11 protein-coding genes are annotated in these 13,849 nt (G+C 66.3%); all 11 read left to right on the top strand.

The features are described from left to right. The first annotated feature begins 34 nt into the window (after positions 1-34). The 11 genes from IB256_RS12200 to IB256_RS12250 all read left to right on the top strand — a co-directional run bounded on the left by IB256_RS12200 (position 35) and on the right by IB256_RS12250 (position 13,848). Complete coding sequence (locus tag IB256_RS12200) at positions 35-1,777, top strand: potassium/proton antiporter (RefSeq protein ID WP_081515459.1); 1,743 nt, start codon at positions 35-37, stop codon at positions 1,775-1,777. 85 nt (positions 1,778-1,862) lie between these two features. Next, the gene (gene mscK / locus IB256_RS12205; RefSeq protein WP_192402713.1) at positions 1,863-5,228 is read left to right on the top strand and encodes a mechanosensitive channel MscK; all 3,366 of its coding nucleotides are present in this window, start codon (positions 1,863-1,865) and stop codon (positions 5,226-5,228) included. Between the two features lie 58 nt (positions 5,229-5,286). Further along, the gene (selO, locus tag IB256_RS12210; protein WP_192402715.1) at positions 5,287-6,747 is read left to right on the top strand and encodes a protein adenylyltransferase SelO; all 1,461 of its coding nucleotides are present in this window, start codon (positions 5,287-5,289) and stop codon (positions 6,745-6,747) included. A 122-nt stretch (positions 6,748-6,869) separates the two neighbouring features. Continuing rightward, complete coding sequence (locus IB256_RS12215) at positions 6,870-8,147, top strand: bifunctional O-acetylhomoserine aminocarboxypropyltransferase/cysteine synthase (RefSeq protein ID WP_192402717.1); 1,278 nt, start codon at positions 6,870-6,872, stop codon at positions 8,145-8,147. Positions 8,148-8,680: 533 nt separating this feature from the next. Then, positions 8,681-10,465, top strand: a complete 1,785-nt coding sequence (locus tag IB256_RS12220) for a methyl-accepting chemotaxis protein (protein WP_412547963.1) — start codon at positions 8,681-8,683, stop codon at positions 10,463-10,465. A gap of 463 nt (positions 10,466-10,928) precedes the next feature. Next, positions 10,929-11,249, top strand: a complete 321-nt coding sequence (locus IB256_RS12225) for a hypothetical protein (RefSeq protein ID WP_192402729.1) — start codon at positions 10,929-10,931, stop codon at positions 11,247-11,249. 158 nt (positions 11,250-11,407) lie between these two features. Next, positions 11,408-11,686 (top strand): BrnT family toxin, encoded by a 279-nt coding sequence (locus tag IB256_RS12230; protein ID WP_192402731.1) that lies wholly within the window; start codon positions 11,408-11,410, stop codon positions 11,684-11,686. Further along, the gene (locus tag IB256_RS12235; RefSeq protein ID WP_138213962.1) at positions 11,664-11,912 is read left to right on the top strand and encodes a BrnA antitoxin family protein; all 249 of its coding nucleotides are present in this window, start codon (positions 11,664-11,666) and stop codon (positions 11,910-11,912) included. Before IB256_RS12230 ends, IB256_RS12235 begins: the two co-directional genes overlap by 23 nt. Positions 11,913-11,987: 75 nt before the next feature. After that, positions 11,988-12,422, top strand: a complete 435-nt coding sequence (trxC, locus tag IB256_RS12240) for a thioredoxin TrxC (RefSeq protein ID WP_192293114.1) — start codon at positions 11,988-11,990, stop codon at positions 12,420-12,422. A 95-nt stretch (positions 12,423-12,517) separates the two neighbouring features. Further along, complete coding sequence (locus IB256_RS12245) at positions 12,518-12,961, top strand: YiiD C-terminal domain-containing protein (RefSeq protein ID WP_138213960.1); 444 nt, start codon at positions 12,518-12,520, stop codon at positions 12,959-12,961. A gap of 77 nt (positions 12,962-13,038) precedes the next feature. After that, entirely contained in the window at positions 13,039-13,848 is an 810-nt protein-coding gene (locus tag IB256_RS12250; protein WP_192402733.1) for a universal stress protein, read from the top strand. The last annotated feature ends 1 nt before the right edge of the window (position 13,849 follow it).

Consider the following 13,849-nt stretch of genomic DNA (forward strand, 5'->3'; position numbering starts at 1 on the left):
TCGCCACTCCCCTACTCCCCAGGAGGTCGACACCTTGGATGCCGTGGCCATCAACAGCTATTTCCTGATCGCTGCTGTGCTGATCGGCATGAGCATCCTGGTCAGCTCGCTGTCCTCGCGCCTGGGCATCCCGATTCTGGTCATCTTCCTCGCCGTGGGCATGATCGCGGGCACCGACGGCCCCGGCGGCATCGGCTTCTCCAACTATCCCATGGCCTACCTGGTGGGCAACCTGGCGCTGGCGGTGATCCTGCTGGACGGCGGTTTGCGCACACGGGTGTCGAGTTTCCGCGTAGCCCTCTGGCCAGCCCTGTCACTGGCCACCGCCGGGGTGCTGATCACCGCAGGGTTGACCGGCATCGCTGCCGCCTGGCTGTTCAAGCTGAGCTGGATGGAAGGGCTGCTGATCGGCGCCATCGTCGGCTCCACCGACGCCGCGGCCGTGTTCTCGCTGCTCGGCGGCAAGGGCCTGAACGAGCGGGTCACCGCCACCCTGGAAATCGAATCAGGTAGCAACGACCCCATGGCGGTGTTCCTCACCGTCACCCTGATCGACATGCTCGCCCACGGCGAAAGTGGCCTGTCCTGGAGCTTCCTCTGGCACTTCCTGCGCGAGTTCGGCATCGGCTCGGTGCTCGGCCTCGCCGGCGGCTGGCTGCTGCTGCAGGTGATCAACCGCATCCACCTGGCCAACGGCCTCTATCCGCTGCTGGCGATCAGCGGCGGCCTGCTGATCTTCGCCCTGGCCAACGCGGTGCACGGCAGCGGCATCCTCGCCATCTACCTGTGCGGCCTGGTGCTGGGCAACCAGCCGATCCGATCGCGCCACGGCATCATGCACATGCTCGACGGCATGGCATGGCTGGCGCAGATCGGCATGTTCCTGGTGCTGGGCCTGCTGGTCACGCCCCACGACCTCTGGCCGATCGCCCTGCCCGCCCTGGGCCTGGCGCTGTGGATGATCCTCTTCGCTCGTCCGCTGTCGGTGCTGGTCGGCCTGTTCCCGTTCCGCGCCTTCCATGGCCGCGAAAAGGCCTTCATCGCCTGGGTCGGCCTGCGCGGCGCGGTGCCGATCATTCTCGCGGTGTTCCCGCTGATGGCCGGGCTGCCTAACGCCCAGTTGTTCTTCAACGTGGCCTTCTTCATCGTGCTGGTTTCGCTGCTGGTGCAGGGCACCAGCCTGCCCTGGGCCGCCAAGCTGCTGCGCGTGGTGGTGCCGCCGGACCCGGCGCCGATCTCCCGCGCCGGCCTGGAAGTCCACCCGACCAGCGAGTGGGAGCTGTTCGTCTACCACCTGAGCAAGGAAAAGTGGTGCATCGGCGCCGCCCTGCGCGAACTGAAGATGCCCGAGGGAACGCGTATCGCTGCGCTGTTCCGTGGCACCCAACTGCTGCACCCGTCCGGCAGTACCATCCTCGAAGCCGACGACATTCTCTGCGTGATCGGCCACGAGCATGACCTCTCGCCACTGGGCAAGCTGTTCAGCCAGGCGCCGGATCGCGGCCTCAGTGCACGCTTCTTCGGCGACTTCGTCCTCGAGGGCGACGCCCAGTTGTCCGCCGTAGCCTCGCTCTACGGCCTGAAGCTTGAAGGCGTCGACGGCGAGCAGAACCTGGGCCGCTTCATCGCCCACGAAATCGGCGGCCAGGCGATCATCGGCGACCAGGTTGAATGGAACGGCCTGACCTGGACCGTGGCCGCCCTGGACGGGAACAAGATCCGCAAGGTCGGGGTCAAATTCCCCGAAGGTCGTCCCGGTCCGGGACTCTTCCTCTGACCGCCCACCGGCGCCCGCTTGCGGGTGCCGGCCAGCCAGCACTACCCTCACTCCACTTTTTTCGCACGAGCCGCTGAACGCGACCATGTCATTCCTGCTGCGTACTCTCCTGACTGCTGTCCTCCTGGGCAGCTCGCTCACCGGCCTGCCCGCGCTGGCCGCCGATACCACCGTCCCCAGCGCCGAGAAGGTGCAGCAGAGCCTCGACGGCCTGGCCGACCGCAAGCTCAGCGATGCCGAAGCCAAGCCGGTCAAGGCCAGCCTGGAGAACACCCTCAGGCTGCTGGCAGCCAAGGAAGACAGCGAGAAGCAGCTCAGCGAGCTCAACGGCCGCCTGGCCGATGCGCCCAAGCTGATCAGCGAGAACCAGAAGGCCCTCAGTCGCCTCAAGGGCAGTGCCGACAAGCCCGCCGCCCAGCGCTACGGCGGCTATAACGCCACCCAGCTGGAAATGCTCCTCAACGAGCAATCCACCCAGCTGGCCGCCTGGCAGAAGGAGATGATCGACGCCAAGAGCGAGATCCTCACCGCGCAGACCCGCCCCGAACGCGCCCAGGCCGACCTGAGCAAGAACCAGACGCGCCTGCTGGACATCAACACCGCCCTCAAGGCCGGCAAGGAAGGCGCCAAGCCCCTGACCGACGAACGCCGCAACGAGCTGCTCGCCGAACAGGCCGCGCTGACCGCGCAGAACCTGCTGCTGCGCAAGCAACTGGCCGGCAACAACCTGCTGCTCGACCTCGCCTCCAGCCAGCGCGACCTGCTGGCCGAGCGCATCGGCCGCGAAGAGCGCGAAACCCTCGAACTGCAGGCGATGATCAGCGACAAGCGCCGCGAGCAGTCGGAGAAAACCGTCGCCGAGCTGTCCAAGGACGCCGACCAGGCCGCTGGCACCGACAGCCTGCTGAGCCACGAGAACGCCGCCAACCTCAAGCTCTCCGACTACCTGCTGCGCACCACCGACCGCCTCAACACCCTGACCCGGCGCAACCTGGAAGCCAAGCAGCAGTTGGACAACCTGACCCAGGGCGAGCAGGCCCTGGACGAGCAGATCAACGTGCTGCGCGGGAGCCTGTTGCTGTCGAAGATCCTCTACCAGCAGAAGCAGTCGCTGCCGGTGATCAAGACCGACCAGGACCTCGCCGACGAGATCGCCGACCTGCGCCTGTACCAGTTCGAGCTGAACCAGAAGCGCGACGAGATCAACAACACCCAGGTCTACATCGACAACCTGCTGGCCCAGCAATCCCAGGAAAGTGTCACCGCGCAGCTGCGCCACGACCTGTCCGAGCTGGTGGACACCCGCCTGGAACTGATGGAACGCCTCAACCACGAGCTGAACGCGCTGCTCAACGAAGCCATCACCCTGCAGCTGAACCAGAAGCAGCTCAAGGAAACCAGCAGCAGCCTGCGCGCCACCCTCGACGAGCAGATGTTCTGGATTCCCAGCAACCGCCCGCTGGACCTGTCGTGGTTCAAGATGACCCCGGCCCTGCTGCACCACCAGCTGGCCGAAGTGCCCTGGGGCTCGGGCGTCAAGGAGCTGGGCGAGGGCCTGATCGACCGGCCCTTCCTGTTCCTGCCGCTGCTCCTGCTGGTTGCCGCCCTGCTGTGGAAGCGCAAGTTCCTCTACGACAAGCTGGAATCGCTGAACGACGATATCGGCCACTTCAAGCGCGACAGCCAGGCCCACACCCCGCTGGCACTGCTGCTCGCCGTGCTGCTGGCACTGCCCGGCACCCTGGCCCTGGCCATCGCCGGCCTCGCCCTGCTGCTCGACGCCCGCGGACAGAACGCCACCCTGGGCAGCGCGCTGCTGGAGATGGCGCAGGTCTGGCTGGTGTTCTACACCGCGCACCGCATCCTGCGTCCGGGCGGCATCGCCGAGCGGCACTTCCACTGGAGCCAGTCGCAGGTACAGTTCCTCGGCAAGCTGATGCGCCGACTGGGTCTGGTGGTGATGTCGCTGGTCGCCGTGGTCACCGTCGCCGAGCACTCGCCGGCCTCGCTGGCCGATGACGTGATCGGCATTGCCGTGGTGCTGTTCGGCTACGGCGCCATGACCTGGTTGCTCGCCCAACTGCTGTTCAAGAGCCCGTCCAGCGAGCGCCCGTCGATGATCAAGATGATCGTCGGCCTGGGCTTCACCGCCCTGCCGGTGGCGCTGTTCCTGGCCGTGGGCTTCGGCTACTACTACACCGCGCTCAAGCTCACCGACCGCCTGATCGACACCCTGTTCCTGCTGATGTTCTGGATGGTGGTGGAAGCCACCTTCGTCCGCGGCATGGGCGTCGCCGCCCGCCGCCTGGCCTACCAGCGCGCCCTGAAGAACCGCCAGAACGCGCCCAAGGAAGGCATCGAGGGCACCGAGGTGGTCGAAGAGCCGACCCTGGGCATCGAGCAGATCAACGAACAGTCCATGCGCCTGATCCGCCTGGGCCTGCTGATCGGTTTCGTGGTCACCCTGTACTGGGTCTGGGCCGACCTGATCAGCGTCGTCTCCTACCTCGACAACGTGACCCTCTACCAGTACACCAGCGGCACCGGCGATGCGGCGTCCACCACGCCGATCAGCCTGAGCGACTTCCTCATGGCGCTGGTCATCGCTGCCGTGACCGTCGCCTTGGCGCGCAACCTTCCCGGCCTGCTCGAAGTGCTGGTGCTGCAACGCCTGACCCTGGCCCAGGGCAGCGCCTACGCCATCACCACCCTGCTGTCCTACACCATCAGCGGCATCGGCTTCGTCAGCGCGCTGTCCACCCTCGGGGTGAGCTGGGACAAGCTGCAATGGCTGGTGGCCGCGCTGTCGGTCGGCCTCGGCTTCGGCCTGCAGGCGATCTTCTCCAACTTCGTCTCCGGCCTGATCATCCTCTTCGAGCGCCCGGTACGGATCGGCGACGTGGTGACCATCGGCACGCTGTCCGGCACCGTCAGCCGGATCCGCATCCGCGCCACCACCATCACCGACTTCGACCGCAAGGAAATCATCGTCCCCAACCAGACCTTCATCACCGGCCAGCTGGTGAACTGGTCGCTGAGCGATACCGTCACGCGCGTCACCATCAAGATCGGCCTGGCCTACGAAAGCGACCTGCCGCTGGCGCGCAAGATCATGCTCGACGCCGCCCACGCCAACACCCGCATCCTGCGCGACCCGGAGCCGGTGGTGTATTTCACCCTGATCAGCGCCAGCACCTTCGACTACGAGCTGCGCTTCCACGTCCGCGAGCTGGGCGACCGCAACCCGGCGGTGGACGAAACCCTCACGCGCATCGCCCTGGCCTTCCGCGAAGCCGGCATCGACATGGCCTTCAACCAGGTCGACGTGTTCCTGAAGAACTTCCAGGGCCAGGAAGCCCAGGTCATCGTCGGCCAGCAGCAACCCGCTGCCGCACCCGTGAAGATCGGCGGCCCCCAGGGCACCGATAAGCCTGGCGGCGACAAGGCCTGAGGGTGGACGCCTTCGGATAAGTCCGAGCACAATGCTCGGACTTGTCCGGAGTTAGATTGTGAAAAAGCTCGACGAACTGACCTTCGATAACCGCTTCGCCCGCCTGGGCGATGTGTTTTCCACCCAGGTCCTGCCCGATCCCATCGCCGACCCGCGCCTGGTCGTCGCCAGCCCCGCCGCCATGGCCCTGCTCGACCTCGACCCGAGCGAGGCGACAAGCCCGCTGTTCGCGGAAATCTTCGCCGGGCACAAGCTCTGGGAAGCAGCCGACCCGCGCGCGATGGTCTATTCCGGGCACCAGTTCGGCTCCTACAACCCGCGGCTGGGCGACGGCCGCGGCCTGTTGCTGGGCGAAGTGGTGAACGAGGCCGGCGAGCACTGGGACCTGCACCTCAAGGGCGCCGGGCAGACGCCCTACTCGCGCATGGGCGATGGCCGGGCCGTGCTGCGCTCGTCGATCCGCGAATTCCTCGCCAGCGAATACCTCGCCGCCCTGGGCATCCCCAGCAGCCGCGCACTGTGCGTGATCGGCTCCAGCACCACGGTGTGGCGCGAGTCGAAGGAAACCGGCGCCATGCTGCTGCGCCTGGCGCCCAGCCACGTGCGCTTCGGTCACTTCGAATACTTCTACTACACCAAGCAGGAAGATCAGCTGCGCACCCTCGGCGAGTTCGTCCTGCAGTCGTACTACCCGCAGTGCCTGGATGACGAGAAGCCCTACCTCGCATTCTTCCGCGAAGTCGTCGAGCGCAACGCCGAGATGATTGCCTACTGGCAGGCCTACGGCTTCTGCCACGGGGTGATGAACACCGACAACATGTCGATCCTGGGCATCACCTTCGACTACGGCCCCTACGCCTTCCTCGACGACTTCGACGCCAACCACATCTGCAACCACTCCGACGACACCGGCCGCTACTCCTTCAGCAACCAGGTGCCCATCGCCCACTGGAACCTCGCCGCCCTCGGCCAGGCGCTGACGCCCTTCGTCGAGGTGGACGACCTGCGCGCCACGCTGGATCTGTTCCTGCCGCTCTACCAGGCCAGCTACCTGGACCTGATGCGCCGCCGCCTCGGCCTCACTACGGCCGAAGAGGGCGACCTGGAGCGGGTGCAGCGCCTGCTGCAGACCATGCAGAAGGGCGCCGTGGACTACTCGCTGTTCTTCCGCCGCCTCGGCGACCAGGCACCGGAGCAGGCGCTGGCCGTGGTGCGGGAAGACTTCGTCGACCTCGCCGGTTTCGACGCCTGGGCCGCCGACTACCAGGCCCGCACCGAGCGCGAAGGCGGCAGCCAGGACGAGCGCCGCGCCCGCATGCACGCGGTCAACCCGCTCTACGTGCTGCGCAACTACCTCGCCCAGGAAGCCATCAGCGCCGCCGAGCAAGGTGATTTCAGCGTGGTGCGCCGCCTGCACGAAGTGCTCAGCAAGCCCTTCGAAGAACAGCCCGACGCCGAGGTATTCACCCGTAGACCGCCGGACTGGGGCCGTCACCTGGAGATCAGTTGCTCGTCCTGAGGCGGTTATAAGCTCAGCGAAAAGCGATCTAGCGGCGCCCGCCATGCATTGCTCCCGGTCATTGACCGGGGCCGGGCACCGCTCGCATCCTCGGGGCTTTCTGCCACAAGGACGCTCGAACAATGAAACCGGAAACCCTGGCCATCCACGCCGGCTACAGCCCCGATCCGACCACCAAGGCCGTGGCCGTACCGATCTACCAGACCAGCTCCTACGCGTTCGACGACACCCAGCACGGTGCCGACCTGTTCGACCTGAAGGTCGCCGGCAACATCTACACGCGCATCATGAACCCCACCAACGCGGTGCTGGAGGAGCGCGTGGCCGCACTGGAAGGCGGCGTCGCCGCTCTGGCCGTGGCTTCCGGCATGGCCGCCATCACCTACGCCATCCAGACCGTCGCCGAAGCCGGCGACAACATCGTCTCGGTGGCCAAGCTCTATGGCGGCACCTACAACCTGTTCGCCCACACCCTGCCGCGCTTCGGCATCCAGACCCGCTTTGCGCCGCACGATGACATCGCCGCCCTCGAAGCACTGATCGACGAACGCACCAAGGCGGTGTTCTGCGAATCCATTGGCAACCCGGCGGGCAACATCGTCGATCTCCAGGCCCTGGCCGATGCTGCGCACCGCCACGGCGTGCCGCTGATCGTCGACAACACCGTCGCCACACCGATCCTCTGCCGCCCGTTCGAGCACGGCGCGGACATCGTCGTGCACTCGCTGACCAAATACATCGGCGGCCACGGCACCAGCATCGGCGGCATCGTCGTCGACTCCGGCAAATTCCCCTGGGCCGAGAACAAGGCGCGCTTCCCGCTGCTGAACACACCGGACCCGTCCTACCACGGCGTCACCTACACCGAAGCCTTCGGCCCCGCCGCCTTCATCGGCCGCTGCCGCGTCGTGCCACTGCGCAACACCGGCGCCGCGCTCTCGCCGTTCAACGCCTTCCTCATCCTGCAGGGCCTGGAAACCCTCGCCCTGCGCATGGAGCGCCACTGCGAGAACGCGGTGAAAGTCGCGCAATACCTGCAGGACCACCCGCAAGTCAGCTGGGTGAAATACGCCGGCCTCGCCGACCACCCCGAGCAGGAACTGGCGCTGCGCTACATGGGCGGCAAACCGGCGTCGATCCTCTCGTTCGGCATCAAGGGCGGGCAGGAAGCGGGCGCGCGCTTCATCGACGCGCTCCAGCTGGTGGTGCGCCTGGTGAACATCGGCGACGCCAAGTCCCTGGCCTGCCACCCGGCGTCCACCACCCACCGCCAGCTCAACGACGAGGAACTGGAGAAGGCCGGCGTGCCGCGCGACATGGTGCGCCTGTCCATCGGCATCGAGCACATCGACGACATCCTCGCCGACCTGGCCCAGGCACTGGACGCCGCCAGGGCCTGACGGCCAGCCCCGCACGAGGCGCCGGGCGGTGCCTCGTGCGGGGCCTCATGAATAAGCTGACGCATCACAGTCATATCCAGATGCCATCATCGGGCAGACGATGGCCTCACCATTCCGTACAATGCCGTCGCTGCCTGCACCCCAGGCAACCGCGCGACCGCGCCACCTGATACGCCAGCGAAAAGGGAATTGCGCGGCCGTCCACCGTCTCCCTTCCCCCGTCATCCGTCCCCCGACCCGCCTCCCGGCGCCGGCCGGCGGATAACTTTTTTCGCTCGCCACCATCGGGTTCCGTCCCGGCCTGCCGATAGTGCAGGGACGTGGTTCGCCACCCTGGCCCCCAATAACAACAATCTCCGAACGGCCTGACTTCACACAACCTTTCCTGGAGATCGTCAATGAACAGCTGGATTTCCAACCTGAGCGTGAATCTCAAGTTGGCCCTGGGCTTCGGCCTGGTCCTCGCCTTCACCGCCATCCTCGCCATCGTCAGCTGGGTCGGCCTGGGCTCGCTGATCGACCGCAGCAACTGGATGAGCGACATCACCGAGCTGAACTCGCGCCTCACCAAGCTGCGCATCACTCGCCTGCAGTACATGATCGCCGACGGCGCCGAGCAAGAAGCCGCCAACGTCATGAGCACCCTGGCCGACTTCAAGGCGCAGCAGCAGAAACTGCGCGCGTCCTTCGTCAGCCCGGAGAACGTGCGCATGCTCGACCAGCTCGGCGGCATCATCGGTGACTACGAGAAATCCCTGGCCGCCATGCGCGCCGGCTACCAGAGCGCCGGCCTCACCCGCCGCACCCTGCAGGACAATGCTGCCCGCGCCAACGAGCTGACCGCGCAGATCCAGCAAGACATCCTCAAGGCCCCCGCCGACGAAGAGCGCGCCACCCGCTTCCAGGCCATCACCGGTACCCGCGAAGACCTGCTGCAGGCCCGCTATGACGTGCGCGATTACCTCGCCACCGCCCTCACCAGCAACGGTGACGGCGTGACCCGCGGCCTCGACGAAAGCATCGCCGGCCTGCCGGCCCTGGAAAGCGTGCTCGGCGTCGCCGAAGCGCAGTACGTCCAGCAACTCGGCACCGCCCTGCGCACCTACCGCGACGCCGTCGTCACGCTGCGCCAGAACATGGCCGCGATCGTCCAGGCGCGCAAGGAAATGACCGCCCAGGGCCAGGACATCGTCAAGATCAGCGAAAACCTCTACCAGCTGCAGCTTGATCGCCGCGACGTCGAAAGCGCCAAGGCCCGCAGCCTGCAAACCCTCGTGACCCTGCTCGCGCTGGTGCTCGGCAGCATCGCCGCGCTGATCATCACCCGCCAGATCACCCGCCCGCTGCACGACACCATGGCCGTGGTCGACCGCATCGCCGCCGGCGACCTGTCGCAGACCATCCAGGTCAGCCGCCGCGACGAACTGGGCCGCCTGCAGCAGAGCATGCAGCGCATGAGCCAGAGCCTGCGCGAGCTGATCGGCGGCATCCGCGATGGCGTCACCCAGATCGCCAGCGCCGCCGAAGAGCTCTCCGCCGTCACCGAACAGACCAGCGCCGGCGCCAACACCCAGAAGGTCGAGACCGACCAGGTCGCCACCGCCATGCACGAGATGTCCGCCACCGTGCAGGAAGTCGCGCGCAACGCCGAGCAGGCCTCCCAGGCCGCCTCCGCCGCCGACCACCAGGCCCAGGACGGCGACCGTGTGGTGAATAAGGCGGTCGAGCAGATCGAGCGCCTGGCCGAAGAAGTCGAACGCTCCGCCGAGGCCATGCAGCGCCTGGAGCAGGAGAGCGAGAAGATCGGCAAGGTCATGGACGTGATCAAGTCGGTGGCCGAGCAGACCAACCTGCTGGCCCTCAACGCCGCCATCGAAGCCGCCCGCGCGGGCGAGGCCGGGCGCGGCTTTGCCGTGGTCGCCGACGAAGTGCGCGGCCTGGCCCAGCGCACCCAGCAGTCCACTGAAGAGATCGAAGCCCTGGTCGCCGGCCTGCAGAGCGGGACTCGCCAGGTCTCCAGCGTCATGCTCGGCAGCCGCGAACTCACCGCCAGCAGCGTCGCCCTGAGCCGCCAGGCCGGCGAATCCCTCGGCGAGATCACCCGCACCGTCTCCAACATCCAGGCGATGAACCAGCAGATCGCCACCGCCGCCGAAGAGCAGAGCGCCGTCGCCGAGGAAATCAGCCGCAGCGTGGTGAATGTGCGCGACGTTTCCGAACAGACCGCCTCGGCCAACCAGGAAGTCGCCGCCTCCAGTGTTGAACTGGCGCGCCTGGGCGGCCAGTTGCAGACACTGGTCAGCCACTTCCGCGTGTGATGCGCAGGGGCGGGAAGCGCTGCCCCACCGACGAATCATCCGGCCTGCCGGCCCGCTCCTACAGTGGGCGGGCATGCGGCGCTTTCCTGTAGGAGCGGGCCATGCCCGCGACCTGCCCTGCGCCGGACGATCAGGGACCTGTTCGCGATCACGTCTGATGCCGGTGCCCGGCGGGACTACATCAAATTCCCGCCGTCCTACCCCGCCCAGACCCGCCTTTTCGCAAGCTCCTGCCAGACACGGTGGATTCCCCTTCCCGCCGGGTTTTCGCTTGCTTTGACTCCGTAGAATGACGACATCTTCCCGAGCATAAGCAGCACGATGCAGGAATTTCCCAGCATGTTCCTCGCGGCGGAAGACTGCGATCCAGAACTGCCGAACGGCACGGATCGAAAGGCGCGAGCCCCCGGTGCTACCAACACCGAAGGCCCGCTAACCACAATCAGTTAACAGGCAACTAATCATGGCTAACACCGATGGTAAGGCACCCGCGCACCCCGAAAAAGACCGTTTCCTCCCGCTGAGAACCGACTCACAACACCACGCCCATCCCCGCAACGCCACCCTCTACCTGCGCACCGACGCCCCGACCGACGAACTCTACAACGCCGCCGAAGACCGCCTGAGCGCTGTGATCGACCTGCTCGGCATTCTCTCCCTCTCCACCCTCGACGCCCAGCCGCTGCGCAACGTCCTGCAAATCAACCGCGCCCTCCTGCTGCTGGCCTCCGACGCCCACTCGCTGTACGAGGCAGACCACGCACAGCGCGTCAGCCACAGCTAGCCCCTGACGCGCACGGCCCGCCCCTGTAGGAGCGGGCCATGCCCGCGATCCGTCGGCGGCAGCCGACGCCAGCCCGAAGAAGCCGAGCCATGCATTTCGTCACGTAATACGACCGCCACGGACATTTTGTATGTACAAACGTCAATACGGAGAGCAGCATGCTATTCGAATTGGACGAAGCCAAGAACCTGGCAAACATCCGCAAGCACGGAATTGACTTCAACGACGCGATGGAGCTGTTCCAGCAGCCCTACCTCGCACAACGCGATGACCGCGAGAATTACGCCGAGGAGCGCTGGATCAATCTCGGCCGAATACGGTCGTTAATTGGAGTGGTCGTGAGCACCGAACGAGAAGGAGATGTCATCCGCATCATCTCCGCCCGGAAAGCCACCAGACGGGAGGCCAGACACTATGTCCAAACCATCGAAAACTGACTTCAAGCGCCTGAGCAAACTGAAGGACAAGGACATCGACACCAGCGATATCCCCGAGCTGGGCGAAGACTTCTTCAAGAACGCCGAAATTCATGTGCCGGCCAAGCAAGCCGTCACCATCCGCCTGGACGCGGACGTACTGGAGTGGTTCAAGAGCCAGGGAGCCGGCTACCAGACTCGCATCAACCAGCTTCTGCGGCAGTACATGCAGGCTCATCGAAACTGAGCTTCGCCACCGGGTACAGTTGATAATCCCCCGGATCGCCACCACCTAGCTCCCCATAGCCCGAGGAGCCCCGTCATGTCCGATTCCCTGATCATCCCCTGCCCCCACTGCAACGGCCTGAACCGAGTTCCTGCCGAGCGACTGGGCGATTCGCCCAGTTGCGGGCGCTGCCAGTCGCCGATCGTGCTGGATACGCCGTTCGACCTCGACGAAGCCGGCTTCGCCGCCCAGGCCAAGGGCGACCTGCCGTTGCTGGTAGACGTGTGGGCCGATTGGTGCGGGCCGTGCAAGGGCTTTGCGCCGGTGTTCGAGCAGGCCGCAGCGCGGCTGTCGGGCAAGGTGCGCCTGGCCAAGCTCGACAGCGATGCCAACCCGAACCTCTCCACACGCCTGGGGATTCGTTCGATCCCGAGCCTGATCCTGCTGCGCAACGGCCAGGAAGTGGCGCGCCAGAGCGGCGCAATGCCGCTGCCGCAGCTGCTCGACTGGCTGTCGCGCCAGGGCATCTGAGGGCGAGCGTTTCGGTCAATCCACGCGGTCATTGCCAGGCCGCGTGGTGCGGCTAGGCTTGGGGGCACACCCCGCCGGCGAATCGGAGCGCGCCCATGCGTCATAACCTGGAATTCATCCGCCAACTCACCGAAGAGCACATCGCCTTCGTCAAGCGCACCGGCCTCAAGGCGGAGGTGCTGGAACCGGGCCTCGTGCGCCTGCGCATGCCGCTCAAGGACAATGAGAACCACCTGCGCAACATGTACGCTGGCGCACTGTTCACCGTGGCCGAGCTGCCCGGGGGCGTGCTGATGCTGACCAGTTTCGACGCCCGGCGCTTCTATCCCATCGTCAAGGAAGCCGGCCTGCGTTTCCTGCGCCCTGCCTCGAGCGACGTGACGGTCGAGGCGCGACTCAGCGAGGAGGACATCCAGCGCATTGGCGAAGAAGCCACGAACCTCGGCAAGGCCGAATTCGTCCTCGACCTGCAGCTGAAGGACGAAGAAGGCAACGTCGTCGCCGAAAGCCACGCCATCTATCAGCTGCGTAGCCGCTGAATCCGGGCCATTGCCCTGCATCAAGGTGAGATTTCCTACGTGGCGCGACAGTGGAAGCGCCACAGAGGGAGCCCACCATGTACAGGAACCTGCTCGTCGCCCACGACCTCAGCGTCGAGGCGGATATCGCCGTACGCCGCGCCGCCCAGCTGGCCCGCCAGCACGGCGCCAGCGTCACGCTGCTGCACGTCATCGAGGAATTCTTCCCCGACCGCATGATGGCCACGGTGCGCGAAGCCGCCGAGGTGGCGCTGCGCGATGCAGCCCGCGCCAGCGATATCACCGACTATCAGTTGGTGATCCGCCAGGGCCGCGCGGCGAATACCGTGACCGCGACGGTGCAGGAACTGAACGCCGACCTGCTGGTGATCGGAGCGCACCACCAGCAACTGCTGGAACGCTTCGACGGCACCACCCTGGAGCGCATCGCCCGGCATTGCCGCGCGCCGATCCTGCTGGCCGTGGAGGAGTCCGCCAGACCTTACGCGAAGGCCCTTGCCGGCCTGGACCTGTCGCACCGCTCCTGCCAGGCCTGGCGCGCCGGTTACCGACTGCTCGCGGCCGACGCCGAATTGCTCGCGCTCAACGCCTACCAGCCGGGCAAAAAGGCGGGTCGCGCCGACAGCCACCTGGACACCCAACGCGAACTGCTGCGCCAGGCGCTGCAGGATGAGCGCACGCAGGTGCCGGCCGCCGGGCCGCAACTGCTTTGCGCAGTGCAGCAGGGCACGCCCCAGCAGGCGCTGGAAACAGCATTGCGGGAATGGACGCCGGACCTGCTGGTGCTCGGCAGCCGCAGCCGCGGCGCCATCGAGCAGGCCATGCTGGGCAGCTCGACGCGCTACTTCCTGCGCCGGCCGCCCTGCGATGTGCTGATCAGCCAGTAAG

It is taken from the genome of Pseudomonas sp. PDM17 (assembly GCF_014851985.1).
GTDB lineage: Bacteria > Pseudomonadota > Gammaproteobacteria > Pseudomonadales > Pseudomonadaceae > Pseudomonas.

Excerpts from the sequence above, each read along its gene's own strand:
- mscK (WP_192402713.1), top strand. The coding sequence starts at position 1,863 with ATGTCATTCCTGCTGCGTACTCTCCTGACTGCTGTCCTCCTGGGCAGC.
- IB256_RS12215 (WP_192402717.1), top strand. The coding sequence starts at position 6,870 with ATGAAACCGGAAACCCTGGCCATCCACGCCGGCTACAGCCCCGATCCG.
- IB256_RS12220 (WP_412547963.1), top strand. The coding sequence starts at position 8,681 with ATGAGCGACATCACCGAGCTGAACTCGCGCCTCACCAAGCTGCGCATC.
- IB256_RS12225 (WP_192402729.1), top strand. The coding sequence starts at position 10,929 with ATGGCTAACACCGATGGTAAGGCACCCGCGCACCCCGAAAAAGACCGT.
- IB256_RS12230 (WP_192402731.1), top strand. The coding sequence starts at position 11,408 with ATGCTATTCGAATTGGACGAAGCCAAGAACCTGGCAAACATCCGCAAG.
- IB256_RS12235 (WP_138213962.1), top strand. The coding sequence starts at position 11,664 with ATGTCCAAACCATCGAAAACTGACTTCAAGCGCCTGAGCAAACTGAAG.
- trxC (WP_192293114.1), top strand. The coding sequence starts at position 11,988 with ATGTCCGATTCCCTGATCATCCCCTGCCCCCACTGCAACGGCCTGAAC.
- IB256_RS12245 (WP_138213960.1), top strand. The coding sequence starts at position 12,518 with ATGCGTCATAACCTGGAATTCATCCGCCAACTCACCGAAGAGCACATC.
- IB256_RS12250 (WP_192402733.1), top strand. The coding sequence starts at position 13,039 with ATGTACAGGAACCTGCTCGTCGCCCACGACCTCAGCGTCGAGGCGGAT.